This window comes from Micromonospora sp. MA102 (assembly GCF_025460765.1).
Taxonomy (GTDB): domain Bacteria; phylum Actinomycetota; class Actinomycetes; order Mycobacteriales; family Micromonosporaceae; genus Micromonospora; species Micromonospora halotolerans.
Genome location: NZ_JAMWEG010000015.1, coordinates 115701 through 140210 on the forward strand (window position 1 = coordinate 115701; position 24510 = coordinate 140210).

The window sequence follows — 24510 nt, forward strand, 5'->3', positions numbered from 1 at the left end:
GCGTCGGCGGCGCCGGCCGGTCAGGGATGACCCTGAGCCGGCGTCGGGGGTGACCCCAACGGAAATTCCGGCGAGGCTCCGCCCGGGGGCGGACGGATCCGGTCCCGGCGGCACGGAGGATGGAAACTGCGCACCGACCAGCGGGGGCGGTGCGGATCAGCAGGCTGACGGAAGAGGTAGATGAACGTGACCGCGACGGTAGGGCAGCAGGCGCAGGCCGCGGCCCGCGCCAGCGACGTGTGGAAGGTGTACGGCAGCGGCGAGGCGCAGGTGATCGCGCTGCGGGGGGTGAGCGCCGAGTTCGAGCGGGGCCGGTTCACCGCGATCATGGGCCCGTCCGGCTCGGGCAAGTCGACGCTGATGCACTGCCTGGCCGGCCTGGACTCGGTGACCCGGGGCACCGTCATGATCGGTGACACCACGGTGACCGGGCTGGGCGACGCCGGCCTCACGAAGCTGCGCCGCGACAAGGTGGGCTTCATCTTCCAGCAGTTCAACCTGCTGCCCACGCTCACCGCGCAGGAGAACATCCTGCTGCCGCTGTCGATCGCCGGCCGCAAGCCCGACCCGGCCTGGTACGACACGGTGATCGACACGGTCGGCCTGCGGGATCGGCTCGGGCACCGCCCGGCCCAGCTCTCCGGCGGCCAGCAGCAGCGGGTAGCGTGCGCCCGGGCCCTGGTCTCCCGCCCCGAGGTGATCTTCGCCGACGAGCCGACCGGCAACCTGGACTCCCGCTCCGGCGCCGAGGTGCTCAACTTCCTGCGCAACTCGGTCCGTGAGCACGGCCAGACCATCGTCATGGTCACCCACGACCCGACCGCCGCCGCGTACGCCGACCGGGTGGTCTTCCTGGCCGACGGTCAGATCGTCTCCGAGCTGATCGAGCCGACCGCCGACACGGTGCTGGACACCATGAAGAAGCTCGACGCGTCGGCCGAGGTGGGCAGCTGATGTTCCGCGCCACTCTGAAGAGCCTGCTGGCGCGCAAGCTGCGCCTGCTGCTGTCCGGCCTGGCGGTCGTGCTCGGCGTCATGTTCGTCTCCGGCGCGTTCGTGCTCACCGACACCCTCGGCCGCTCCTTCGACGCGGTCTTCTCCGACGCGTTCTCCGACGTCGACGTCAACGTGGCCGCGAAGCCGAAGGTCACCCTCTCCGAGGTCGAGGGCGAGCAGGTGGCCGCCCCGGTGCCCGCGTCGGTCGTCGACCGGGTCAAGGCGGTGCCGGGCGTCACCGACGTGCGCGGCGTGGTCAACGCCGACGGGGCCCGGCTGATCGGCAGCAACGGCAAGGTGGTCACCTCGTTCGGCCCGCCGCAGCTCGGCGAGAACTGGCTCGGCGAGGGTGACCTGGTGAAGCTGCGCGAGGGGCGCGCGCCGCAGGCCGACGACGAGATCGTGGTCAACGTCGCGCTCGCCGACGCGGCCAAGGTCAAGGTCGGCGACCGGGTCGGCGTGCTGACCCTGGCGCCGAAGAAGGAGTTCACCCTGGTCGGCGTCTTCGGCTACAGCGGCGGCCGGGACTCGGTTGGCGGGGTCAACGAGGTCGCCTTCACCACCCCGGTCGCCCAGCAGCTGATGCTCGGCAAGCCCGACGTGTTCTCCAGCGTGACCGCGCAGGCCGCCGACGGCACCACGCCGGAGGCGCTGCGCGACGAGGTGTCCCGCACCCTCGGCGCGGACTACGAGGTGAAGACCGGCAAGCAGCTCGCGGACGACGCGTCGGCCGGCCTGAAGGAGGGCCTGTCCTTCTTCAACAAGATCCTCCTCGGCTTCGCCGCGGTGGCGCTGCTGGTCGGCACCTTCCTGATCCTCAACACCTTCTCGATCATCGTGGCCCAGCGCACCCGCGAGCTGGCGCTCATGCGGGCCATCGGCGCGAGCGGGCGGCAGGTCATCGGCTCGGTGGTGCTGGAGGCCGTGGCGGTCGGCCTGATCGCCTCGGTGCTCGGCCTCGCCGCCGGCATCGGGGTGGGCGCGTTGCTGGCGTACCTGTTCGGCAAGCTCGCCGGCGGCCTCACCCTGGCCGGTCTGGGCGTGCCGCCGGCGGCGGTCATCGGCGCCTTCGCGGTGGGCCTGGTGATCACGGTGGTGGCGGCGCTGCTGCCCGCGCTGCGCGCCTCGCGGATCCCGCCGATCGCCGCCATGCAGGACGTGGCGACGCCGGACCGGCCGCTGACCAAGGTGACCGTCGGCGGATCGGTGGTCACCGCGATCGGCGCGGGCCTGCTCTTCCTCGGGCTCGGCGGCCACGCCGGCGACAACGCGCTCGCCACCATCCTGGGCGGCGTGCTGTTCGCCTTCATCGGCGTGGCGCTGCTGACCCCGCTCATCAGCCGGCCGGTCGTCGCCCTGCTGGGCACGATCTTCGCCTGGTCGGTGCCGGGCAAGCTCGGCCGGCTGAACTCCGGCCGCAACCCCCGCCGCACCGCGATCACGGCCGCCGCCCTGATGGTCGGCATCGCCCTGGTGACCGGGGTGACGGTGATCCTCGACTCGGCCAAGGGCAGCATCAGCGCCCTGGCGGAGGACACCATCAAGGCGGAGCTGGTGATCTCCGGCGCCCAGGCCGGCCCGCGGCCGGCGAGCTTCGACCCGGCGGTGCTGGAGAAGGCCGCCGCCATTCCCGGGGTGCGGCTGGTCGACGGCGAGTACGGCGACATGGCCACGATGAACGGCCAGCGGACCTGGGTGGCCGCGTCCAGCGACGTGGCCGCGCTGGAGCAGATCTTCGGGGCGAAGGCGACCGCCGGTGACATCAGCCGGCTGAACCCGGACCAGATGCTGCTCAGCTCGGACACCGCGAAGTCCCGCAACCTGTCGGTCGGCTCGACGGTCAACGTCCAGCTGTCCCGGGGCGAGGCCCGCACCTACACGGTCAGCGGCATCTACGAGAGTTCGCAGCTGACCAACCCGGTGGTGCTGCCGCCGCAGGCGGCCACCGACTTCGCCATCCCGCAGCCGATCCAGGGCTTCCTGCAGCTCGCCCCGGGCACCTCGGTGGCCGCGGTGCAGCCGCAGGTGGAGCGGCTGCTCGCCGACAGCCCGGAGGTGTCGGTGGCGGACCGGGCCGCGTTCATCAAGCAGCAGACCAGCCAGCTGGACACGCCGCTGCGGATGATCCAGATCCTGCTGGCGCTGGCCATCGTGATCGCGGTGCTGGGCATCATCAACACCCTGGCCCTGTCGGTGCTGGAGCGCACCCGGGAGCTGGGCCTGCTGCGGGCGATCGGCCTGCGCCGGGCGCAGACCATGCGGATGATCACCGTGGAGGCCGTGGTGATCTCGATCTTCGGCGCGCTGCTCGGCGTCGTGGTCGGCACCGGTCTCGGCGCCGCCGTGGTCCGGGCGCTCAAGGACGAGGGCATCACCGACCTGGTCCTGCCCTGGGGCCAGATGGTGACCTTCCTGGTCCTCGCGGCGATCATCGGGGTGGTGGCCGCGGTGCTGCCCGCGATCCGCGCCGCGCGGATCAACGTGCTGGGCGCCATCGCCCACGACTGATCGGACACGCACGACGGCCCCCGCCACCGAAGGGTGGCGGGGGCCGTTCCTTCCCCGCCGGCTCCCGGGCCGCTGCCAGACTCGGGCCACGGGGGTGAGGGGTATGCCGGAGGACGCCTACGCGCGGGCGCTGGAGAACGCCGAGGGGCTGCTCGGCCGGCCGCTCACCCTGCCGCTCGGTCCCGGCGAGCCGGCCGTCGGCGCGGACTTCCGCCGGCTGGCCACCCAGCACACCTTCGGCGACGTGTGGCCGCGCGGGGGCCTGGACCTGCGGGCCCGCTGCCTGGTGTCGGTGGCGGTCGCCGCGGCGCTGGGCACCCACGAGCCGCTGCGCGGCCAACTGCGGATCGCGCTGCACTCCGGGGTGACCCGCGAGGAGATCGTCGAGGTGTTCATCCACCTGGCCGCCTACGCCGGCGCGGCGCGGGCGTTCGACAGCTACCAGATCGCCGTGGCGGTGTTCGGCGAAGGCGACTGACCGGCCGGCTCAGGCGGGGCGTTCGCCGAGCAGGGCCGAGAGCAGCTCCAGGTCCGCGGCGGTCAGGCTCTCCAACTGGTGTACGCCGTCCGCCGGCGGCAGCGGCACCTCGGCGGGTACGGCCAGCACGGCGGCCCCGGCCGCCAGGGCGCTGGCCACCCCGGTCGGCGAGTCCTCGATCGCCACGCACCGTTCGATCGGCACACCGAGCAGCCGCGCCGCGGTCAGGTACGGCTCCGGGTGCGGCTTGGCGGCCTCGACCTCGTCGCCGCAGACCACCGCGTCGAAGCTGTCCCGGCCCAGGGTGTCGAGGGCGACCTCGACCAGCGGCCGGGTGCTGGAGGTGACCAGGGCGGTGGGGATGCCCGCGGCGCGGACCGCGCGCAGCAGGGCCAGCGCCCCGGGCCGCCAGCGCAGCCCGTCGCGGAACAGCTCCAGGATCCGGGCGTTGATCCAGTCGGCGCTGACCTGCGGGTCCCGCTCCGGCTGGCCCAGGTCGTCGTGCACGATCCGCATGGAGACGGCCATGCTGGTGCCGATGATCGCCGTGCGGGCGGCCTCGGACAGGGTGCCCCCGTAGACCGCCGCGAGCTCCTGCAACGCGACGTCCCAGAGCTTCTCGCTGTCGACCAGGGTGCCGTCCATGTCGAAGAGCACGGCGGCGGGATGGGTGCTGCTCAGCGGGGGCCTCCTCGGGTGCGGGTCTCCGCCGATCCTCCCAGCCGCGCCCCGCCGCCCGGTCACCGTCCCCGCCAGCAGTGAGCTGCGGCATCAACCGAGGTCGCAGGCGTCCAGGGAGTTCTCGTAGCCGCGGAAGAACGAGTCGCTGCGCTGCTCGGCGGTGCCGTGCGAGCCCTCGGCGAACCAGGGCTGGTCCGGGTCGTCGCCGACCGCCAGCAGCCCCTCCCGGAACTCGTCCAGGTCGCCCTCGGCCAGGGTCAGCGTCCCCGACCGCACGTTGTCACCGATGTACGCCCCGGCCATGCAGTCGGCCTGCAGCTCCTGCTGGATGGTGAAGTTGTAGCGGATGCCGAGGCGGACCTGGACGCCGTGGGCGTACTCGTGGCCGAGCAGGTAGAACAGGAAGGCGTCACCGACCTGCCGGAACGCACCCACCGACCAGTTCACGTCGTAGGCGATGAAGTCGCCGGCCGAGCAGTAGACGGCGTTGTTGCGCGGCAGCCCCTCGCCCCCGCAGGACACCTCACCGGACCGGGTGTACGGCACGATCCGCCGGATCGGCTGGAACTGCTTGCCGGAGGCCCGGAACTGCGCTGTCCAGTAACGCTGGGCGATGCCGACCGCGTCGGAGAAGTCCTGCTTGAACTCGGCCACGCTGGTGGTGCCGTCGGCCCGGGTCGCGTCCGCCCCGGGGGCGGCCGGCTGGCCGCTCTGCCGCGGGCCGGGCTGCTCCGGCTCGCCCTGGTCCAGCCCGCCGCCCATGCAGCCGGCCGCCACGACCACGGCGACCAGCAGCCCGGCGAGCGGACCGGGCCGCCGACGTCCCGCCTTCTCCCCCACCGATGCCTCCCCGGCTGATCCGCTGTGTCAGCGCAGTACCCCGACCGTGCGCCGTTGATGCCACCCGGGATCACGTGTGCGCGCCGCCCTTCGTTCAGCCGGCAGCGGTGAACGGCGGCCACCGGACAGCCGCCGGGTGCCGGTGCTGCGCCGCGTCAGCCGGTGAAGCCGTGGCCGCCGTTGTTCCAGCCGTCGTGCTGCGCGTGCTCCCGCTCGGCCGCCCGCCGGTGCTGCTCCGCCCTGGCCGCCCGGACCGCAACCGGGTCCTCCTCGGTGGCACGCCGCCGCCGGTCCCGCCAGGAGACGAACCCGGCCACCACGGCCACGACCGCGGCCACCACCGCCAGCGTCACGAGGATCGTCGCCATGCGGCCACTGTAGGGCCATCCCGCACGCCCGGTCATCGCTACGCTACGGCCATGATCGACACCGATTTCGACGCGCACGAACGGTCCCGGTGGGCGGGCCGCGCCGACGCGTACGCGCGCAGCTTCGGCCGGCTCTGCGCGTACCCGGCGGAGGCGCTGCTGGACGCGGCGGGCGTCCGGACCGGACGGCGGATGATCGACGTGGGCACCGGACCGGGCACCGTCGCGGCGGCGGCCCTGAGCCGCGGCGCCGAGGTGGTGGCGGTCGACGCGGAGCCCGGCATGCTCGACGCGGCCCGGCGGGCCGCGCCCGGCGCCGAGGTCCGCGCGGCGGTGCTGCCGCGCCTGCCGGTCCCGTCCGGCGACTTCGACGCGGCGGTGGCGAACTTCGTGCTCAACCACGTCGGCGACCCCGCCGCCGGGGTGGCCGAGCTGCGCCGGGTGGTCCGCCCCGGCGGCCGGGTCGCGGTGACCGTCTGGCCGTTCCCGCAGCCGCCCCTGCAACGGCTCTGGGGTGCGGCCCTCGCCGCGGCCGGCGTCGCGACACCGCCCGACCTGCCCCGGGTCGCGCCCGAGCGGGACTTCCCGCGCACCGAGGCGGGCCTCACCGGGCTGCTGGCCGCCGCCGGGCTGGCCGAGGCCCGGTGCGTGACACTGACCTGGGCGCACCGCACCGACCCGGAGGACTGGTGGGCCGGTCCGGCAGCCGGCATCAGCACCATCGGCCACGTGCTGGAACGCCAGCCGCCGGCCGCGCGCGAGCGCGTCCGCCGGGAGTACGACCGCCTCGCCGCCCCCTACCGGCAGGCCGACGGCAGCCTGGCGCTGCCCACCGCCGCGCTGCTCGCCTCGGGCCGGGTCGACTGATCCGCCCCCGGGCTGGTGTCCGGAGCAGCCTCGCGGCTCCGACGTCCCGGCTGGGCGGTTGACCGGCAGGGCCCGGCCGGCCGGTGTCCGTCCACTGCCCAGACGCCGCCCACGCGCCGTCGCGGACACGCGGATGCGGGCGCCCCGGCCGGAGCGCCTGCGGTGTGGCGGGACCTCAGTCCAGGCCGCGCATGATGTGCGGTTCGCCGTCGTCGTCACCGAAGCAGCGGTGCAGCGTCTGCGCCCGGGCCCACAGGTCCAGGCTGCTCGGCGGCCCGACCTGCGGTGGACCCGCCGGCGCGCTCAGCACGGGGGCCGGGTCCGGCGGAACCTTCGAAGCGATGTCGTCGGTCATCTCCGCCCCTTTCGTCGTACCCCCATGCTCGTCCTCGGACGTCACAGCCGCATCTCTCGGGCTGCCCCGCCGTGGACGGCGACCGCGGCACGCGCTGCGGGGTCGGGGGCGCTTACCCGCCCGGGCCGGGCCGGTAACCCGTACTCCGGTCACCGTAGCGGGCCGGACCGGGCGGCACAGCGGGTTTCCCGCGCCCGGCGGTCAACGACCGGCGTCGAGGAGCCGGTCGAGGTTCGACGCGGTGCTGATGAGGGACAGGTGGCTGAACGCCTGCGGGAAGTTGCCGGCCTGCTCCCCGGTCGGGGCGATCTCCTCCGAGTAGAGGCCGAGCTGGCTGCTGTAGGTGAGCATCTTCTCGAAGGTCAACTGCGCGTCGTCGAGCCGGCCGGACTCGGCCAGGGCCTGCACGTACCAGAAGGTGCACATGGTGAAGGTGCTCTCCCCGCCGGAGAGACCGTCGATGGTGGCACCCGGGTCGTACCGGTAGACGAGGCTGTCGGACACGAGGTCCGCGTCGATGGCCCGCAGGGTCGACTGCCACATCGGATCGGTCGGCGCGACGAAGCCGAGCGAGGGCATGGCAAGCAGCGCCGCGTCGAGCACGTCGCTGCCGTAGTGCTGGACGAAGGCGCGTCGCCCCGGGTGGTAGCCGCGGGCCATGACCTGCTCGTAGACGCGGTTCCGCGTCGCCGCCCACCGGCCGACGTCGCCGGGGCGCCCGTGCCGGTTGGCCAGCCGGACCGCCCGGTCAAGCGCCACCCACGACATCAGGCGCCCGTAGGTGAAATCCTGCCGGCCGGCCCGCGTCTCCCAGATCCCGTCGTCGGGCTGGTCCCAGTGCGCGCAGAGCCAGTCCATCGTCCGGACGAGGTGCTGCCAGCCGTCGTGGGAGCCCTGCAGACCGCGGTCGTCGGCGAGGTGCAGAGAGTTGAGCACCTCGCCGTAGATGTCGAGTTGCAGTTGCTTCGCCGCGCCGTTGCCGATCCGCACCGGCGCGGACCCCCGGTAGCCCTCAAGGTGGTCGAGCACCTCCTCGGTGATGTCCGGTGAGCCGTCGACGCGGTACATGACCTGCAGCGGCACGCCGCCGGCCTCGGCGTCGCGGATCCGGTCCTCCACCCAGTGCTCGTACTGCCAGGCCTCGTCGGTGAAGCCCAGGCTCAGCAGGGCGTGCACCGAGAAGGACGCGTCCCGGATCCAGGTGTAGCGGTAGTCCCAGTTGCGTTCGCCGCCCACCTGCTCGGGCAGCCCGGCGGTGGGGGCGGCGATCAGCGCGCCGGTCGGCGCGTACGTCATGAGCTTGAGCGTCATGGCCGACCGCTCCACCATCTCCCGCCACCGTCCCGTGTAGCAGGAGCGGCCGATCCAGCGCCGCCAGAAGTCGCGGGTCTGTTCGAGCAGCTCGCGCACCTCCCCCGGCGAATAGGGACGCGGCGGCTCCGGGGACTGCGTCTCCAGGACGACGCCGCCGGCCTCGCCCTCCTGCAGGGTGGCGACGACGCACACCCCGTCCTCGCTCCGCCGGCTCTCGTTCTCCCCGTGGAGCTGGTCGCCGTAGCGGACGATGTTCACGGTGAGCGAGAGCCCTGGGCTGCGGAAGACCGTGCCGTCCGGGTGCACCTCCTGCTCGTGCCGGTCCCGCCCGTAGTTGAACCGGGGTCGGCAGTCCACCCGAAACCGCATGGTGCCGCGCACCACCCGCAGCATGCGGACCAGGCGGTGGTGGTCGGTGGCCCGGTCGCCCGCCACCGGCATGAAGTCCACCAGTTCGCCGACCCCGTCCGCGCTGAGGAAGCGGGTGATGAGGATGGGGGTCCCCGGCAGGTAGAGCTGCTTGCTGGTGTAGTCGACGCCGTCCGGCGCGACCTCGAAGTAGCCGCCCCGACGCCGGTCGAGCAGGCCGCCGAAGATGCTCGGCGAGTCGAACCGAGGGGCGCAGAACCAGTCCAGCGTGCCGTCCTTCGCGACGAGCGCCGCCGTCTGCAGGTCACCGATCAGGCCGTGGTCCTCCACCGCCGGGTACGACTCCACCGGGACCTCCGTCTCGTCTCGCCGCTGCCCCCGGCGTCTACCCCTGCCCCGCCGGCACACACCTGAGCCATCGTGGGCCGCTGCCCGGTTCCGCACCCGCGGCGGTGTCCGTCCCGTTCGTCGTCATCCACTGTTCACGGAACTTGATCTAGACCATTACTTCCAGCTCTGTCTATATGGGTGCCAGCACATGCCAATCCCATCCGGATGGAGTCCCATGACCCGCACGCTGCGCGCCACGGCCATCAGCCTCGCCGCGATCCTGGCCGCCACCCTCGGCCTCACCCAGCCCGCCCCGGCCGCCGGCTACTCCGCCTCCCTGACCACCGCCGTCGCCGGACTGCCCGTGGCCACCGAGGTCCGCACCGGCTACAGCCGCGACCTCTTCCCACACTGGATCGACGCCGACGGCGACGGCTGCAACACGCGCAACGAGGTTCTCTACGCCGAGGCCACCACCAAGCCCACGATCAGCGGCACCTGCACCCTCTCCGGCGGCCGCTGGTACTCCTACTACGACAACGCCTACTGGACGCTCACCGGCGACCTCGACATCGACCACATGGTGCCGCTCGCCGAGGCCTGGGACTCCGGCGCCCGCAACTGGACCACCAGCCGCCGCCAGGCGTACGCGAACGACCTGGGCGACTCCCGCGCGCTGGCCGCGGTCACCGACAACGTCAACCAGGCCAAGGGCGACCAGGACCCGGCCACCTGGCTGCCGTCGTACGCCTCCGCCCGCTGCCGCTACGTCGGCGAGTGGGTGGCGGTGAAGGTGCGGTGGCGGCTCACCGTGGACAGCGCCGAGAAGAGCGCCCTGACCAGCTGGGCGAACAACTGCCCGGCCACCACGATCTCCGTCACCTACGCGTACTGACGCTCCCCGTTCTGAATCTTGGAGAGTTGGCGTTCGCTCCGGACGGCGACTCTCCAAGATCTCAGGGAGCGGCGGATCGGCGCCGCCGACGTGGACCGGATCAGCGGCCCCGCCACGGGCGGTCTCGTCAGCTGGTGGCCGGGGAGCGGTTCACCACCTGGAACATGGCGTGGTCCTGCCAGCGGCCGGCGATGTTGAGGTACTCCGGCGCCATGCCGAACCGCACGAACCCGTTACGTTCCAGCACCGCCTGCGACCTGACGTTGTGCAGCAGGGTCTCCGCCTGCACCCGGTGCAGCCCCAACTCCTCGAAGGCCACCCGCACGATCTCGCGCACGGCCCTGGTCGCGAACCCTCGACCATTGTGGCCGGCGCTCACCCAGTAGCCCATGGCGCACGACTGGAACGGACCGCGCACGATGCCGTTGAGGGTGATCCGGCCGATCACGGCGCCGGAGTCGTCGAGGATGACGTGCGGCAGCTTCGAGCCCTGCGCGTGCTGCTGGAGATCGGCCTCGACGACGGCGTACTGACCGTCCGCCGTGAAGTAGTCCTCGCTCCGGACCGGGTCCCACGGCGCGAGGAACTCACGATTGGCGCCGAGCAGCTCGGCCAGGGCCGGCGCGTCCTCCAGGCTGATGAGTCGGGTGATGTTCACCGGCCCATTGTCCCGGGCCGGCCTGTCCCCTCATCCTCGGGCCGGTGACGCCGTGGGACCTGGGGCAGGTGGCCAGGACAGCAACGATCGACCAGGCTGGCTAAGCTCCCGCCCATGAGCGAGACGGCGCCCGAGCCTTCCCCGTCCGTAGCACCCACCGAGGCCGAGGCCCTGCTGTCCGTCCTCGACCGCAACCGCCGGACCTTCGCCTGGAAGACGTCGGGGCTCGACGCGGAAGGCCTGCGTGCGACCACGGCGGCCAGTGCCATGACCCTCGGTGGTCTCGTCAAGCACATGGCCCTGGTCGAGGCGGACTGGCTGGCGGTCAAACTCGCCGGGCTCGACTACGGAGCACCGTGGGACGCCGTGGATTTCGACGCCGATCCCGACTGGGAATGGCGCACGGGGGCGCTGGATGCTCCGGAAGACGCCCACGCACTGTGGCGGGAGGCGGTCGAGCGGTCGCGCAAGGCCGTTCACGACGTCATCACGGAGCGCGGGCTCGACGGGCCGGCGTCCTTCACCTGGCCGGACGGTCGCACACCCTCCGTGCGCGCCATGCTGTTGGACATGGTGGAGGAGTACGCACGGCACACCGGCCATGCCGACATCCTCCGTGAAGCGGTCGATGGTCGCGTCGGTGAGGGCGCGCCCCCGGACTTCACCGTCTGACCCCCACCTGCCGTCGCGGAAGGCCACGTGGCGGCGGTTCGCGCCGGCCGGCGTGGCGACGCACGATCTTGGTTATGCCGATCTTGTGTGCGAGGCTTCGGCGGTGACCGACCTCGGCATCCGCGCGGCCACCCAGGCCGACTACGACTTCCTGGTCGACATGCTCGTGGAGGCCATGAACTGGCTGCCGGAGCGCAACTGGTCCCGCGAGCAGATCATGGCCAACCCCGAGCTGGCTCACTACGTCGCCGGCTGGCCGCGGCCGAACGACTTCGGCCTGGTCGCCGTGGACCCGGCCGACCGGCCGATCGGCGCAGCGTGGTGCCGATACCTGACCGCCGCCGATCCGGGCTACGGGTACGTGGGTGACGACGTGCCGGAGCTGACCATCGGTGTGGTGGAAACCTGGCGAGGCCGCGGTGTGGGCCGGGCGCTCCTGCGCCCGGTCCTGGACGCCGCGCGAGAACGTGGTATCCGGACGGTGTCGCTGAGCGTGGAGCGGGCGAACTTCGCCGCGAGGCTGTACGCCGCCGAAGGGTTCCGCACAGTCGAGTCGTTCGAGGACGCGGACACGATGGTCGCCGAGATCGCGGCCTGACGCTCTCGGCGCCGCCCCGATCGAGCCACCGCACGCCTACGGCGATCACTTGGCGTTGAAGAGATCCCGGCAGTCCGCGACCTGCGGAACCGCTGGGATCTCGCCTTTGACCTGCCATATAGCCATTCATAGATTCGCACTGTTTCACGGGATTTCTCGGTGGCATGATTCGCGTAGCTGCGGCTGACGCGGCATCCCCTCAGCCTACGACCGGCGGGCGTTGAGCCTGGCGAACGCCCGTTCCACGTCTAACGCGTCGTACAGCGTCGGTCGCCTGTCACATCGACGCCAGTTGTCAGCCGTCCATCGTGGGCGGTGTGTCTTCGACAGCTCGCGCCGAGGTGAAACCGGCGGTTGTTTCCGTGCGGTGAAGGAACCACGCGAGGAGCCATAACGGGAGGTAGCTCAGCGCGAAGAACGCCACCGGCTCGCCGATGAGGTTGGCGAAGAGGCATGCGGCCAGGGCGCCGAGGAGGCAACCGGTCACCCAGCCGCCGAGCGCCGCCCGGATCGGGTGAGCGCCGCCACGGCGGCGGTGTCGACGCGCGGTCACGTAGGCGACCGGGATGGCGGCGGGCTGGACCGCGAGCAGCCAGACACCCACTACGAGACCCAGCAGGAGAAGTTGCTCCCATGGTGACAAGGTCGTCCCGGTCAATATCCGCCTCCACCCCGTTGCGAAGAACTGTACGGCGCAAGGTCCTCAACGGGCGCCCCGTTCGGCGTGGCCGGGCGGCCGGGGCGATGCAGTTGTGCGCTGCCGCGCAGCCCGCGCTATTCACCTATGTTGATCTAAGTAGTCCGCCTTGACGTTGGCGTAGTCGCTCCCGCCCAGACCGCAACCGCCGTGGTCAACGGTCACCGTCCAGCGACGCCAGTCGCGGTCGGGGTGCCGGTCACGCACGCGCTCCGCCTCCTCCGCGCCGCTGGCCTGCAACCGGTGTAGCGACTGTCGGCCGTGCGGGTCGGTGACCAGCACTTCCCACCAGCTGCCGACTGCCTGGCCCAGCTCGACGGGGGCGGACGGGTTCGCCGGTCGGCGTCGCGGTGGTCTCGCTGCGTCTGGTTGCGTTCCCGCTGCGCCTGTGCATGCTCGGCCTGTTCCTTCTCCGTCTTGGCGCGCTGCACACGCTCCGCGCGGCCCGCACCCGCTCCCAGTTGACGAAGCACGTCTACCCGGTGCTCGGTGTCCGGCCGCTGGCGCGGATCCGGGCCAGAGAGCTGCAGGCATTCGTCACCGGCCTGCCGGTCGCCCCATCTTCGGTCCGGCCGATCTGGGCGACCGTCCGGGCGACCCTGTCGGCGGCCGTGCGTGACCGGCTGATCCCGTACGACCCGGCGGATCGGATCAAGCTGCCCGAGCTGCCGCGTCAGCAGGTCACCCCGCTGGCCGTCGAGCAGGTCGACCGGCTGGCGGACGCCATGCCCGCGCGGTACCGCGCGCTCGTGGTGGTCGGCGCCGGGTGCGGCAGGGCGAGCTGTTCGGCCTGCATGTGGCCGACGTCGACTTCCTGCGCCGGACGCTGCGGGTACAGCGCCAGGTGCAGCCGGCCGCTGGCGGCGGGTACGCGGTGACGCCGCCGAGGAACAAGTACAGCTTCCGCACCATCCCAATCGGCGACGTGGTGGTGACCGCGCTCGCCGAGCACCTGCCGTGGTACCCGGCCGCTGGCGAAACGTTCATCTTCCGCACGCCGGACGGCGGGCCGTGCACCCGTAGCGTCTTCAATGCCGGCATCTGGACGCCGGCCCAGAAGGCTGCCGGCGTAGCCGCCGGGATGCACGACCTCCGGCACTTCTACGCCTCGGCACTGATCCGCGCCGGGCTATCCGTGAAGGTCGTCAGCGAGCGGCTCGGCCACTCCAACGCAGCGATGACGCTCAACGTCTACAGCCACTTGTGGCCCGACGACGAGGACCGTACCCGGCAGGCAATCGACGACGTCTTTTCGGCGAGGACTCGCCCCGGATGTGCCCAAGCAGGGAGACGTGATCTACAAACCCGCAGGTCGGAGCGCCTAAGCGCGCGCCCTCGGCTATTTGGCGTTGAAGTAGCTGGCCTCGGGGTGGTGGACGACGATCGCGTCGGTGGCCTGCTCCGGGACGAGCTGGAACTCCTCCGAGAGCTGCACGTTGATCCGCTCGGCGCCGAGCAGCTCCACGATCTTCGCCCGGTCCTCCAGGTCCGGGCAGGCCGGATAGCCGAACGCGTACCGGCAGCCCCGGTAGTCGGTGCGCAGCAGGCCGGCCAGGTCGGCCGGGTCCTCGTCGGCGACCGTACGCCCGCCCGGCAGGACCAGCTCGGCGCGGATCCGCCGGTGCCAGTATTCGGCCAGCGCTTCGGTGAGCTGCACCGACAGGCCGTGCACCTCCAGGTAGTCGCGGTACTCGTTGCCGGCGAACATCTTCGCCGTGTACTCGCTGATCGGCTGCCCGACGGTGACCAGCTGCAACGCCACCACGTCCAGTTGCTCGCCCTTCGGGCGGAAGAAGTCGGCCAGGCAGAGCCGGCGCTCCTGCCGCTGCCGCGGGAACGAGAACCGGGCCCGCTCGGAGTGCCCGTTCTCGTCCAGCACCACCAGGTCGTTGCCCTCGGAGTAGGCCGGGAAGTAGCCGTAGACCACGGCGGCCTCCAGGACCTGGTCGGCGATGAGCCGGTCCAGCCAGTACCGCAGCCGCGGCCGGCCCTCGGTCTCCACCAGTTCCTCGTACGACGGGCCCTTGCCGCCTCGGGCCCCGCGCAGCCCCCACTGGCCCAGGAAGGTGGCCCGCTCGTCGAGCAGCGCCGCGTAGTCCGCGAGGGGCACGCCCTTGACCACCCGCGTGCCGAAGAACGGCGGGGCCGGCACGTCGACGTCGGCGGCCACGTCGGAGCGGACCGAGGCGTCGTCCAGCTCCGGCAGCGCCTCGCGGACCAGGGCCCGCTGCCGCTCGCGCCGCTCCCGGCGGGCCGCCAGGGCGGCCTCCCGCTCCGGGTCGACCACCGGCGCGCCGCCCCGCTTGGCCGTCATCACCCGGTCCATGAGGGACAACCCCTCGAACGCGTCCCGGGCGTAGTGCACCTGCCCGGGGAACACCGAGCGCAGGTCGTCCTCCACGTACGCCCGGGTGAGCGCCGCGCCGCCGAGCAGCACCGGCCAGCGCTCGGCGACCCCGCGGGCGGCCATCTCGGCCAGGTTCTCCTTCATGATGACCGTGCTCTTGACCAGCAGGCCGGACATGCCGATGGCGTCGGCCCGGTGCTCCTCGGCCGCGTCCAGGATCGCGTTGATCGGCTGCTTGATGCCGATGTTGACGACGTCGTAGCCGTTGTTGGACAGGATGATGTCGACCAGGTTCTTGCCGATGTCGTGCACGTCGCCCTTGACGGTGGCGAGCACGATGCGCCCCTTGCCGTCGTCGTCGGTCTTCTCCATGTGCGGCTCCAGGTAGGCCACCGCGGTCTTCATCACCTCGGCGGACTGGAGCACGAACGGCAGCTGCATCTGGCCGGAGCCGAACAGCTCACCGACCACCTTCATGCCGTCCAGCAGCAGGTCGTTGATGATGGACAGCGGCGTGCGCCCCTGCGCCATCGCCGTGTCCAGGTCGGCCTCCAGGCCGTTGCGCTCCCCGTCGATGATCCGCCGCTTGAGCCGCTCGTCCAACGGCAGCGCGGCCAGCTCCTCGGCCCGGGTGGCCCGCGCCGAGGCGGCGTCGACGCCCTCGAACACCTCGATGAACCGCTGCACCGGGTCGTAGCCCTCGCGGCGCCGGTCGTAGACCAGGTCGAGCGCGATCTCGCGCTGTTCGTCGGGGATCTTCGACATGGGCAGGATCTTGCTGGCGTGGACGATGGCCGAGGTCAGGCCGGCCTGCGCGCACTCGTGCAGGAACACCGAGTTGAGCACCTGCCGGGCCGCCGGGTTCAGGCCGAAGGAGACGTTCGAGATACCCAGGGTGAAGTTGACCCCGGGGTAGCGGGCGGCGATCTCCCGGATGGCCTCGATCGTCTCGATGCCGTCGCGGCGGGTCTCCTCCTGACCGGTGGCGATCGGGAAGGTCAGCGCGTCGATGAGGATGTCCTCCCGGCGCAGCCCCCACCGGCCGGTCAGGTCGTCGATGAGCCGGGACGCGACGCGTACCTTCCAGTCCCGGGTGCGGGCCTGGCCCTCCTCGTCGATGAGCAGCGCCACCACGGCGGCGCCGTGCTCCCGGACCACCGGCATCACCCGGGCGTAGCGGGACTCCGGGCCGTCGCCGTCCTCGAAGTTGACCGAGTTGACCACGCAGCGGCCGCCGAGCATCTCCAGCCCCGCCTCGACCACGGCCGGCTCGGTGGAGTCCAGCATGATCGGCAGGGTGGAGGCGGTCGCGAACCGGCCGGCCAGCTCGCGCATGTCCTGCGTGCCGTCCCGGCCGACGTAGTCGACGCAGAGGTCCAGCAGGTGCGAGCCGTCCCGGGCCTGGCCGCGGGCGATCTCGACGCAGGCCTGCCAGTCGGCCGCGAGCATCGCCTCGCGGAACGCCTTGGAACCGTTGGCGTTGCTCCGCTCCCCCACCATCAGGATGCTGGCGTCCTGGGCGAACGGCACGTGGTGGTAGATCGACGAGATGCCCGCCTCGGGGCGCGGCTCCCGGGCCACCGGCCGCCGGCCGCGCAGCCGCTCGACCAGCACCCGGATGTGCTCGGGGGTGGTGCCGCAGCAGCCGCCGACCAGGGACACGCCGTAGTCGGTGACGAACCGGTCCAGCGCGTCGGCCAGCTCGTCCGGGCTCAGCGGGAAGTAGGCCCCGTCGGCGGCCAGCACCGGCAGGCCGGCGTTCGGCATGACCGAGACCGGGATGCGGGAGTGCTGGGACAGGTAGCGCAGGTGCTCGCCCATCTCGGCCGGGCCGGTCGAGCAGTTCAGGCCGATCAGGTCGACGCCGAGCGGCTCGATGGCGGTCAGCGCCGCGCCGATCTCGCTGCCCAGCAGCATGGTGCCGGTGGTCTCCACGGCCACCTGGCAGATGATCGCGACGTCCCGACCCAGCTCGGCCCGGGCCCGCTTGGCGCCGACCACGGCGGCCTTGACCTGGAGCAGGTCCTGGCAGGTCTCGATGATCAGCGCGTCCGCCCCACCGGCGATCAGGCCGGCCGCGTTCTCCTGGTACGCGTCCCGCAGGGTCGCGTACGCCGCGTGCCCGAGGGTGGGCAGCTTCGTGCCGGGCCCCATCGAGCCGAGCACGAACCGCGGCTGCTCCGGCGTCGCGTACGCGTCGGCGGCCTCCCGGGCGAGCCGCGCGCCCGCCTCGGACAGCTCGCGGATCCGCTCGGCGATGCCGTACTCGGCCAGGTTCGGCAGGTTGGCGCCGAAGGTGTTGGTCTCCACACAGTCCGCGCCGGCGGCCAGGTAGGCGTCGTGCACGCCCCGGACCACGTCCGGCCGGGTGACGTTGAGGATCTCGTTGCAGCCCTCGAGGCCCTCGAAGTCGTCCAGGGTCAGGTCGGCGGCGTGGAGCATGGTGCCCATCGCGCCGTCGGCGATGAGGATCCGGTCGGCCAGCACATCGAGCAACGAAGTCCGCACAGGGCCAGGTTAGTGCGGCGCGGCGTGGAGAGGTCACCGCAACCTGGGCTTCCCACATACTGTCAGCGGGATCACCGCGTACCTTTCATCCGGTTCGCCCGACTGGTCGGGTCGGCGGACCGGCGCGGCCGACGGGCCGCGCCCGGCGGCGGCACGTAGGCTGGCGACGTGAAGGACATCAGGGACGCGACCGTACGACGGCTCGAGGTGACGGCGTGACCGAGTTCGACGGACTGCCGGTGCTGCGGTCCCCGGTAGCCATCGCGGCCTTCGAGGGGTGGAACGACGCCGCCGACGCCTCGACCGCGGCAGTGGAGCACCTGGAGCAGGTCTGGCAGGCCCGGCAGGTGACCGAGCTGGACCCGGAGGACTTCTACGACTTCCAGGTGAGCCGGCCGACCATCACGATGGCCGACGGCGAGACCCGCCGGGTCGAGTGGCCGACCACCCGTTTCATGGTGGCCAGCCCCGAGGGCACCGAGCGCGACGTGGTGCTGATCCGCGGCATCGAGCCGAGCATGCGCTGGCGCACCTTCTGCGAGCAGGTGCTGGAGATCTGCCACAGCCTGGAGGTCGAGCGGGTGGTGCTGCTCGGCGCGCTGCTGGCCGACGTGCCCTACACCCGGCCGCTGCCGATCAGCGGCAGCGCCTCGGACGCCGACGCCGCCAAGCGCTACCAGCTCACCCCCACCCGCTACGACGGGCCGACCGGCATCGTCGGGGTGCTGCACGACGCCTGCAGCCGGGCCGAGGTGGACGCCGTGTCGTTCTGGGTGCACGTGCCGCACTACGCCAACAACCCGCCCTGCCCCAAGGCCACCCTGGCGCTGCTGCACCGGGTCGAGGAGGTGCTCGACCTGCCGGTGCCGATGGCCGACCTGGCCGAGGAGGCCGCCGAGTGGGAGCAGCGGGTACGCAGCGCCGCCGAGCAGGACGCCGAGCTGGGCGAGTACGTCCGTGAGCTGGAGGAGCGTGTCGGCGACGCCGGCATCACCCCGCTGACCGGGGACGAGATCGCCCAGGAGTTCGAGAAGTACCTGCGCCGCCGGGGCGGTTCCGCCGGCCCCACGGCCGGCTCCTGGTAGTCCTGTCGCGTGGAGAACCGGGTCCCGGTGGGGCCCGGTTTTCGCGTGTCCGGGGTGGCGCGGTCACACCCGCTAGGGCATCCTAGGAACCTAGCTGTCATCAGGAGGCGGGCATGCAGATCAATCCCGGCGCGGCCGAGTTCCCGCACCGGCAGATCGCCGCACAGCTCAAGGCCCAGGTGCGCCGCGGCGACTGGGGGCCCGGCGAGCGACTGCCGTCCATCCCGGCCATCGCCGAGATGTTCGGCGTCGCCAAGCAGACCGTCCAGCGCGCCGTCGACCAGCTGCGGGTCGAGGGCATCCTCATCACCAAGCCCGGCTCCGGTACGTACGTCCGGGGCACCCGGCGCCGGCTCAACCGGCTCTCCCGCGGCCGGTACGGCGGCTTCCGCGGCTACCACACCGACCTGGCCGCCCGGTACCGCCAGCAGCTCGTCTCGGTCGGCCGCGCCGCCGCCCCGCCCGAGGTGGCCGACGCGTTCGGGGTGGCCGACGGCACCGAACTGCTCTGCCGGCGGCACCTGGTCCGCACCGACGACTCACCCGTCGAGGTCGGCGCCTCCTGGTTCCTGCCCACCGACAGCGCCGGCACCTCCCTGGAGCGCGCGGAGGCGTTCGGCCGCCCGCTCTACCAGGAAGCCGAGGAGGCCACCGGCCGGCGGTACGTCACCGCGACCGACACGATCAGCGCCCGCCAGCCCAGCCGGGAGGAGGCGGAGATCCTCCAGATCCGCCCGGACACCCCGGTCCTGCACCTGCTGCACGTCGCCTACGACGCCCAGCGCAAGCCGATCGAGGTCGCCCACGCCACCTGGCCCGGCCCGATGACCACGCTCACCGAGGAGTACCGGATCCCCGCGCCGGCGCCCGACCAGGACCCCGACCCCGGCCTCGTCCTCGGCTAGTCCCTCCCCCGGTCGGGGGCGGAACCGCGCCGGGACGAGGCGCTCAGAGGCGGATGCCGAGCAGGGCGTCGACGGTGTCGGCGAACAGCTTCGGGGCGGCCGCGTCGTCGGCGACCCCGGCGAGGGCCCGGTCGGCCCATTCGTCGGCCACGGCCAGCGCGCCGGGGCTGTCCAGGTCGTCGGCGAGGCGGGCGCGTACCCCGGCCAGAAGCTCCTCGCCGGACGGGCCGGCCGGCGCGGCGGCGGCCCGGCGCCAGCGGGCCAGCCGCTCCTGCGCCTCGGCGAGCAGCTCGTCGGTCCACGAGCGGTCGCTGCGGTAGTGGCCGGTGAGCAGGGCCAGGCGGACCGCCATCGGGTCGACGTGGTCGGCGCGCAGCCGGGAGACGAAGACCAGGTTGCCCTTGGACTTCGACATCTTCTCGCCGTCCAGGCCGATCATGCCGGCGTGCACGTAGTGGTCGGCGAACGGGGCCTGGCCGGTCAGCCGCTCGGCGTGCGCCGCCGAGCACTCGTGGTGCGGGAAGAGCAGGTCGTTGCCGCCGCCCTGGACGGCGATCCGGTCGCCGAGCAGGTTCAGCGCGATCACCGCGCACTCGATGTGCCAGCCGGGGCGCCCGGCGCCCAGCTCACCGCCCGGCCAGGACGGCTCGCCCTCGCGGGCGCCGCGCCACAGCAGCGGGTCGAGCGGGTCGCGCTTGCCGGCCCGGTCCGGGTCGCCGCCGCGCTCCGGGAAGATCTCCAGCATCTGCTCGCGCGACAGGTTGGACTCGTAGCCGAACGCGGGAGCGGCGGCCACGTCGAAGTAGACGTCACCCGTGCCGTCGTCGAGCCGGTAGGCCGCGCCGTCCTTGAGCAGCACGAGCACCTTCTCGGCGATGTCCGGGATCGACTCGACCGCGCCCACGTAGTGCGCCGGCGGGATGATCCGCAGCGCCTCCATGTCCTCGCGGAACAGCGCGGTCTCCCGCATGGCCAGGACCTTCCAGTCCTCGCCGTCACGCTCGGCCCGCTCCAGCAGCGGGTCGTCGATGTCGGTGACGTTCTGCACGTACCGCACGGTCAGGCCGGCGTCCCGCCACATCCGCTGCACCAGGTCAAACGTGATCATGGTGGCGGCGTGGCCCAGGTGGGTCGCGTCGTACGGGGTGATGCCGCAGACGTACATGCTGGCCGCGCCGTCGGGCTGACTGGGGTGGAGGCCTTGCCGCGCCGAGTCGTACAACCTCAGTGGCGTGCCCTTGCCCGGCAGCCGTGGCACCTCGTGTCCCGCCCAAGACTCCATGATTTCCAGCCTAACGATCCGTCAGCCGCTCGGGTGGCGCGCCTCGGGTGATCAACGCGACAGCAGCTCACATGGGCGGCCAGGGCATGGCCGGCCACTCCTCCGGTGGCAGCGGGAACCGCCCGGTCTCGCGCAGCCGGTCCACCCGGGCCGCCACCTCGGCGACCTCGCTGATCGTGAGGTGTTCGGCCAGCTCGTCGCCGAGCGCCCCGGTGAGCTGGCCGGCCAGGTCGTCGAGCATCGCCACCGCGTCCGGCGGGAGCTGCCGGCCGGCCCAGCCCCAGAGCACGGTGCGCAGCTTCTCCTCGACGTGGAAGCAGACGCCGTGGTCGACCCCGTAGACCCGGTCGTCGGGGCCGACGAGCACATGGCCGCCCTTGCGGTCGGCGTTGTTGATCACGGCGTCGAGGACGGCCAGCCGGGCCAGCCGGGGATCGTCGGCGTGCGCCAGCGCGTACGCGGCCCCGTCGTCGTCGCGCGCCGCGGCGACCGGGAACCAGCGCGGCGGCACCGTCTCGGCCGGCACGAAACCGACAAGCGGCTCGGCGTCCTCCGGCTCGTCGATCCAGAGCTGGCAGGAGCCGGGACCGAACGGACCGTCCCGCAGCACGGTCGGCGGCACCAGGTCCCAGCCGGTGGCCTGCGAGACCAGGTAGGCCGAGACCTCCCGACCGGCGAGCGTCCCGTCCGGGAAGTCCCAGAGCGGGCGCTCGCCACGGACCGGTTTGTAGACGCAGCGCGCGGACGCCCCGTCGAGCGTGATGATGCCCCGCAGGGTGGTGTTGGAGGCGTCGACCAGCCGCCCCTCCAGGGTCAGTTCACCGTCGCTGAGCAGTCGCAGCGAGGCGGTGCCGTCCTGTCGGGGCTGAAGTTCGGACGACGTCACCGGTGGTAACCGTTGTGCCGGGGACAGAGGTGACCGGCCGGGTCGAGCGGCTGGCCGCAGAGCGGGCAGGGCGGACGGCCGGCGTTGACCACCCGCCGGGCCCGCTCGATGAACGCGCGGGTCGCCTCGGGGGTCAGCCGAACCCGGAGCCGATCGAGGTCGTCGTCCGGTTCGTCCGGGTCCTCGTCGGTGTCGTCGTCCGCGTCGCCGAGCTCGACCTCGGCCTCCGCCTCACCGGCGGCGATCGCCTCGATCACCACGGTGGCGGAGTCCACGTCGAAGGCCAGGCCCAGGGTGCCGACCCGGAACTCTTCGTCGACCGGGGTGTCGAGCGGGTCGTTGTCGCCCGTCGTCACCGGGGCCGCCTCCGGAAGCTCGACGCCGAACCGGCGCTGCGCCTCGGAGAGCAGCTCCTCCAGCTTCTCGGCGAGCAGGGACACCTGGACCTTTTCCAGCGCGACGCTGACCAGCCGGCCTCCGCCGCGCGCCTGGAGGAAGAACGTGCGCTCCCCCGGCGGGCCGACGGTTCCGGCGACGAACCGCTCCGGCGGCTCGAAGGCGTGCACCTGGTGGGTCATACCCACGACCCTATCCGGCGGGTGGAACCGTCGCGCAGCGCACCGACGCCGAATCCGCCCAGGGCGAAACGCCAGGGCCGCCGCCCGCCGTTCCCGGGCGTGGCGGGGCGGCTCACCGGGTCGCCCCCGCGCCGCCGCCCACCGCCGCGTCCGAGTCGGTCGCCCGGGTCGCCCGCCGGCGCCGCTTGCGCGGCGGCGGGACCAGCCCGGCGAGGTCGCCGCCGGTGTCGTTGAGCCGGACCAGGAAGGGCCGCAGCGGCGTGTAGCGGATCGCGGTCACCGACGCCGGGTCGGCCACGATCCGCTGGAACAGATCGAGGTGTACGCCCAAAGCGTCGGCCACGATGGCCTTGATCACGTCGCCGTGGCTGCACGCCAGCCAGACCGCCTCGGGCCCGTGCTCGGCGCTGATCCGGGCGTCCCAGGAGCGCACCGCGGCGACCGCCCGCGCCGACATGGCCGCCATCGACTCCCCCTCGGGGAACACGGCGGCGCTCGGGTGCTGCTGCACCACCGGCCAGAGCGGCTCCTTCGCCAGCTTCTTCAACGGCTGCCCCTCCCAGGCGCCGTAGCCGCACTCGATGAGCCCCTCCTCGACCATCGGCTCCGCACCGGGCAGGGCCAGCTCCAGGGTCTGCCGGCAGCGGATCAGCGGGCTGGTCACCACCGCCGCGAGGGGCAGCCCCTTGAGCCGCTCACCCACCGCCGCGGCCTGGGCGCGCCCGGTCTCGTCGAGCTCGACCGGTTGCCGGCCGGCCAGGCCACCGTCGGCGTTCGCGGTGGTCCGGCCGTGTCGCAGAAGCAGAAGGGTCGCCACGCAGACCACCCTAGGCGCTCCCACCCCCTTGATCGACTGCACCACGGGATGTGGCGGTGTCGCCCGTCGGGCCGCGCCGCAACCGGGGCGGCGATGTGACGGCGGACACGCCGACGCCCGGAACACCGGGGCCGGTCGGGCAGTTGTGCAGAGCGTCGGTGTGTCCAGTGTCCCCGGGCCTCACCTAAATTGCCTTCGCGGAATACCGTCCGGCTGGAGCCGCGTCGTGCCACTCGCCGAGAGGCGACCTGCACACCGACACCTACAGCGCCGCCCGTCCCTCCGGGGCCGGGCGGCGCTGTCGTTTGCACCCCGGCCCCATCGGCATCGCGGAGCGTGCCCGCCGCTGGCCCGAGGTCTGCCGCACCCGCCTCGCAGCCGAGGAGACGGATCGCGTCGACCGGCCAAGGCGGCTGGCGGGCCGCCGGGGCGGCTCTGGCCGGTCGCCGTTTGGCGTGTATGTCCGTTTCGGGCGCTGGTTGGGGCCGTGAGTGGAACGCTATGGGTGTCTCCGGGGCCGGGATGCACCCATGACGTTCCACCGACCGTTCCGGCATGGGCGTGGTGTCCGGTTCCCGGGGTGACCGGCGGCATCCCGGCGGCGGAATGGCCGGCCGGTGGGGGTCGTTATACCTGGTGCACGACCGAGGAAGGACGACCCGCCGACGCGGGTGCCCCAGCCGCCGGGAATGGTGGTGGCCGGCCGGTCGTTGTACATGGTCCCGGCGCGACGAAGAGGCCCCCCGCCCCGTCCGCCTGGATGATCCCCCAAGACTTTCTTGAGCGCCTGACGTGGTGCTTGCGCACACCCCAGCCGACCCCCATCGGCGTGTGCGCCAACCCCCGAATGGAGCTACCCCCATGAACACGATGCTGCGTAAGAGCGTGCTGGGTATTGCTGGTCTGGCCTTCACCGGTGGTGTCTTCGCCGGTCCCGTCGCCGCTCACGCCGACGCCCGTCCCGTCGAGGGCAAGCCGGCCGCGGTCGCGACCGTGCAGGGCGCCCAGTCGCACATCGACCTGAACGACGAGCAGACCGCGAACGCCAAGGCGATCATCGCGGCGACGAAGAAGGCCGGCCTGCCCGAGCGGGCCGCGGTCATCTCCATCGCCACGAGCCTGCAGGAGTCGAAGCTGGAAAACCTCGGGCACCTCGGCGACGCCAACGACCACGACTCGCTGGGCCTGTTCCAGCAGCGCCCGAGCTCGGGTTGGGGCACGCCGGAGCAGATCACCAACCCCGAGTACGCCACCCTGGCGTTCGAGAAGGGCCTCAAGCAGGTCGACGGCTGGGACACCATGCCGCTGACCGAGGCCGCGCAGACCGTGCAGGTGTCGGCCTACCCGGACGCCTACGCCCAGTGGGAGCAGCAGGCCACCGACATCGTCCACCAGCACTGGAACAGCTGACACCCAGCAGACAAACGCTGGCCGGCACCCCCAACACAGGGGTGCCGGCCAGCGGCGTCTCCGGGTC

The 24510-nt window shown here is 72.5% G+C and carries 22 protein-coding genes and 2 pseudogenes; 12 read left to right on the top strand and 12 right to left on the bottom strand.

Features of this window, described 5'->3' with window-relative positions:
* Positions 1–186: 186 nt before the first annotated feature.
* The 3 genes from NFX44_RS25470 to NFX44_RS25480 all read left to right on the top strand — a co-directional run bounded on the left by NFX44_RS25470 (position 187) and on the right by NFX44_RS25480 (position 3981).
* Entirely contained in the window at positions 187–954 is a 768-nt protein-coding gene (locus tag NFX44_RS25470) for an ABC transporter ATP-binding protein (protein ID WP_262286128.1), read from the top strand.
* The gene (locus tag NFX44_RS25475; RefSeq protein WP_262286129.1) at positions 954–3503 is read left to right on the top strand and encodes an ABC transporter permease; all 2550 of its coding nucleotides are present in this window, start codon (positions 954–956) and stop codon (positions 3501–3503) included. The genes NFX44_RS25470 and NFX44_RS25475 overlap by 1 nt, the downstream gene beginning before the upstream one ends.
* Positions 3504–3606: 103 nt before the next feature.
* The gene (locus NFX44_RS25480) at positions 3607–3981 is read left to right on the top strand and encodes a carboxymuconolactone decarboxylase family protein (RefSeq protein WP_262286130.1); all 375 of its coding nucleotides are present in this window, start codon (positions 3607–3609) and stop codon (positions 3979–3981) included.
* A 9-nt stretch (positions 3982–3990) separates the two neighbouring features.
* On the opposite strand, the gene NFX44_RS25485 is transcribed toward NFX44_RS25480, so the two are convergent.
* The 3 genes and pseudogenes from NFX44_RS25485 to NFX44_RS25495 form a co-directional block, all read right to left on the bottom strand.
* Positions 3991–4638, bottom strand: coding sequence for an HAD family phosphatase (locus NFX44_RS25485; RefSeq protein WP_262286131.1), 648 nt, complete (start codon positions 4636–4638; stop codon positions 3991–3993).
* A gap of 114 nt (positions 4639–4752) precedes the next feature.
* Positions 4753–5508, bottom strand: a pseudogene (locus tag NFX44_RS25490) (neutral zinc metallopeptidase); the annotation flags it as partial.
* A gap of 149 nt (positions 5509–5657) precedes the next feature.
* The gene (locus NFX44_RS25495; RefSeq protein WP_262286132.1) at positions 5658–5870 is read right to left on the bottom strand and encodes a hypothetical protein; all 213 of its coding nucleotides are present in this window, start codon (positions 5868–5870) and stop codon (positions 5658–5660) included.
* A 51-nt stretch (positions 5871–5921) separates the two neighbouring features.
* Here NFX44_RS25495 and NFX44_RS25500 point away from each other — a divergent pair, with 51 nt between their 5' ends.
* Entirely contained in the window at positions 5922–6737 is an 816-nt protein-coding gene (locus NFX44_RS25500) for a class I SAM-dependent methyltransferase (protein ID WP_262286133.1), read from the top strand.
* A gap of 175 nt (positions 6738–6912) precedes the next feature.
* Here the strand turns inward: NFX44_RS25500 and NFX44_RS25505 are convergent, their stop codons facing one another.
* Both NFX44_RS25505 and NFX44_RS25510 read right to left on the bottom strand, forming a co-directional pair.
* Positions 6913–7092, bottom strand: a complete 180-nt coding sequence (locus tag NFX44_RS25505) for a hypothetical protein (RefSeq protein ID WP_151462895.1) — start codon at positions 7090–7092, stop codon at positions 6913–6915.
* Between the two features lie 201 nt (positions 7093–7293).
* Positions 7294–9123: a glycoside hydrolase family 15 protein gene (locus tag NFX44_RS25510; protein ID WP_262286134.1), complete on the bottom strand. Its 1830-nt coding sequence runs from the start codon at positions 9121–9123 to the stop codon at positions 7294–7296.
* Between the two features lie 217 nt (positions 9124–9340).
* Here NFX44_RS25510 and NFX44_RS25515 point away from each other — a divergent pair, with 217 nt between their 5' ends.
* A complete protein-coding gene (locus tag NFX44_RS25515; protein ID WP_262286135.1) occupies positions 9341–10000 on the top strand; it encodes an HNH endonuclease family protein in 660 nt (219 codons plus the stop codon).
* Between the two features lie 127 nt (positions 10001–10127).
* On the opposite strand, the gene NFX44_RS25520 is transcribed toward NFX44_RS25515, so the two are convergent.
* Positions 10128–10658, bottom strand: a complete 531-nt coding sequence (locus NFX44_RS25520) for a GNAT family N-acetyltransferase (RefSeq protein ID WP_262286136.1) — start codon at positions 10656–10658, stop codon at positions 10128–10130.
* Between the two features lie 114 nt (positions 10659–10772).
* Here NFX44_RS25520 and NFX44_RS25525 point away from each other — a divergent pair, with 114 nt between their 5' ends.
* Positions 10773–11330: a DinB family protein gene (locus NFX44_RS25525; protein ID WP_262286137.1), complete on the top strand. Its 558-nt coding sequence runs from the start codon at positions 10773–10775 to the stop codon at positions 11328–11330.
* Between the two features lie 103 nt (positions 11331–11433).
* Positions 11434–11928 carry a GNAT family N-acetyltransferase gene (locus NFX44_RS25530; RefSeq protein ID WP_262286138.1) on the top strand — a complete coding sequence of 165 codons (495 nt, stop codon included), beginning with the start codon at positions 11434–11436 and terminating at the stop codon, positions 11926–11928.
* A 295-nt stretch (positions 11929–12223) separates the two neighbouring features.
* Here NFX44_RS25530 and NFX44_RS25535 read toward each other — a convergent pair whose 3' ends face one another.
* Positions 12224–12532: a hypothetical protein gene (locus NFX44_RS25535; RefSeq protein ID WP_262286139.1), complete on the bottom strand. Its 309-nt coding sequence runs from the start codon at positions 12530–12532 to the stop codon at positions 12224–12226.
* A gap of 443 nt (positions 12533–12975) precedes the next feature.
* Between NFX44_RS25535 and NFX44_RS25540 the strand changes: the two genes are divergently transcribed.
* Entirely contained in the window at positions 12976–13503 is a 528-nt protein-coding gene (locus NFX44_RS25540) for a hypothetical protein (RefSeq protein WP_262286140.1), read from the top strand.
* Positions 13422–13769 (top strand): annotated as a pseudogene (locus tag NFX44_RS33390) (tyrosine-type recombinase/integrase); the annotation flags it as partial. The gene NFX44_RS25540 and the pseudogene NFX44_RS33390, both read left to right, overlap by 82 nt.
* A gap of 195 nt (positions 13770–13964) precedes the next feature.
* On the opposite strand, the gene metH reads toward NFX44_RS33390, so the two are convergent.
* Positions 13965–17480 (bottom strand): methionine synthase, encoded by a 3516-nt coding sequence (gene metH / locus NFX44_RS25545; protein WP_262286141.1) that lies wholly within the window; start codon positions 17478–17480, stop codon positions 13965–13967.
* A 215-nt stretch (positions 17481–17695) separates the two neighbouring features.
* Here metH and NFX44_RS25550 point away from each other — a divergent pair, with 215 nt between their 5' ends.
* Positions 17696–18565, top strand: coding sequence for a PAC2 family protein (locus NFX44_RS25550; RefSeq protein WP_262286142.1), 870 nt, complete (start codon positions 17696–17698; stop codon positions 18563–18565).
* Between the two features lie 113 nt (positions 18566–18678).
* Positions 18679–19470 (top strand): GntR family transcriptional regulator, encoded by a 792-nt coding sequence (locus NFX44_RS25555; RefSeq protein WP_262286143.1) that lies wholly within the window; start codon positions 18679–18681, stop codon positions 19468–19470.
* Positions 19471–19513: 43 nt separating this feature from the next.
* On the opposite strand, the gene mshC is transcribed toward NFX44_RS25555, so the two are convergent.
* The 4 genes from mshC to NFX44_RS25575 form a co-directional block, all read right to left on the bottom strand.
* Positions 19514–20752, bottom strand: coding sequence for a cysteine--1-D-myo-inosityl 2-amino-2-deoxy-alpha-D-glucopyranoside ligase (gene mshC / locus NFX44_RS25560; protein WP_262286144.1), 1239 nt, complete (start codon positions 20750–20752; stop codon positions 19514–19516).
* Positions 20753–20819: 67 nt separating this feature from the next.
* The gene (locus NFX44_RS25565) at positions 20820–21638 is read right to left on the bottom strand and encodes an SCO1664 family protein (RefSeq protein ID WP_262286145.1); all 819 of its coding nucleotides are present in this window, start codon (positions 21636–21638) and stop codon (positions 20820–20822) included.
* Positions 21635–22216 carry a DUF3090 domain-containing protein gene (locus tag NFX44_RS25570; protein WP_262286146.1) on the bottom strand — a complete coding sequence of 194 codons (582 nt, stop codon included), beginning with the start codon at positions 22214–22216 and terminating at the stop codon, positions 21635–21637. The genes NFX44_RS25565 and NFX44_RS25570 overlap by 4 nt, the downstream gene beginning before the upstream one ends.
* 112 nt (positions 22217–22328) lie before the next feature.
* Positions 22329–23042, bottom strand: coding sequence for a histidine phosphatase family protein (locus NFX44_RS25575; RefSeq protein WP_262286147.1), 714 nt, complete (start codon positions 23040–23042; stop codon positions 22329–22331).
* 852 nt (positions 23043–23894) lie between these two features.
* Here NFX44_RS25575 and NFX44_RS25580 point away from each other — a divergent pair.
* Complete coding sequence (locus NFX44_RS25580; protein WP_262284726.1) at positions 23895–24443, top strand: hypothetical protein; 549 nt, start codon at positions 23895–23897, stop codon at positions 24441–24443.
* The last annotated feature ends 67 nt before the right edge of the window (positions 24444–24510 follow it).

What these genes read in the sequence shown, in the direction of transcription:
- NFX44_RS25500 (WP_262286133.1), top strand. Translation starts at nt 5,922, where the DNA reads ATGATCGACACCGATTTCGACGCGCACGAACGGTCCCGGTGGGCGGGC.
- NFX44_RS25480 (WP_262286130.1), top strand. Translation starts at nt 3,607, where the DNA reads ATGCCGGAGGACGCCTACGCGCGGGCGCTGGAGAACGCCGAGGGGCTG.
- NFX44_RS25555 (WP_262286143.1), top strand. Translation starts at nt 18,679, where the DNA reads ATGCAGATCAATCCCGGCGCGGCCGAGTTCCCGCACCGGCAGATCGCC.
- NFX44_RS25495 (WP_262286132.1), bottom strand. Translation starts at nt 5,870, where the DNA reads ATGGCGACGATCCTCGTGACGCTGGCGGTGGTGGCCGCGGTCGTGGCC.
- NFX44_RS25580 (WP_262284726.1), top strand. Translation starts at nt 23,895, where the DNA reads ATGAACACGATGCTGCGTAAGAGCGTGCTGGGTATTGCTGGTCTGGCC.
- NFX44_RS25475 (WP_262286129.1), top strand. Translation starts at nt 954, where the DNA reads ATGTTCCGCGCCACTCTGAAGAGCCTGCTGGCGCGCAAGCTGCGCCTG.
- NFX44_RS25515 (WP_262286135.1), top strand. Translation starts at nt 9,341, where the DNA reads ATGACCCGCACGCTGCGCGCCACGGCCATCAGCCTCGCCGCGATCCTG.
- NFX44_RS25525 (WP_262286137.1), top strand. Translation starts at nt 10,773, where the DNA reads ATGAGCGAGACGGCGCCCGAGCCTTCCCCGTCCGTAGCACCCACCGAG.
- mshC (WP_262286144.1), bottom strand. Translation starts at nt 20,752, where the DNA reads ATGGAGTCTTGGGCGGGACACGAGGTGCCACGGCTGCCGGGCAAGGGC.
- NFX44_RS25570 (WP_262286146.1), bottom strand. Translation starts at nt 22,216, where the DNA reads ATGACCCACCAGGTGCACGCCTTCGAGCCGCCGGAGCGGTTCGTCGCC.
- NFX44_RS25505 (WP_151462895.1), bottom strand. Translation starts at nt 7,092, where the DNA reads ATGACCGACGACATCGCTTCGAAGGTTCCGCCGGACCCGGCCCCCGTG.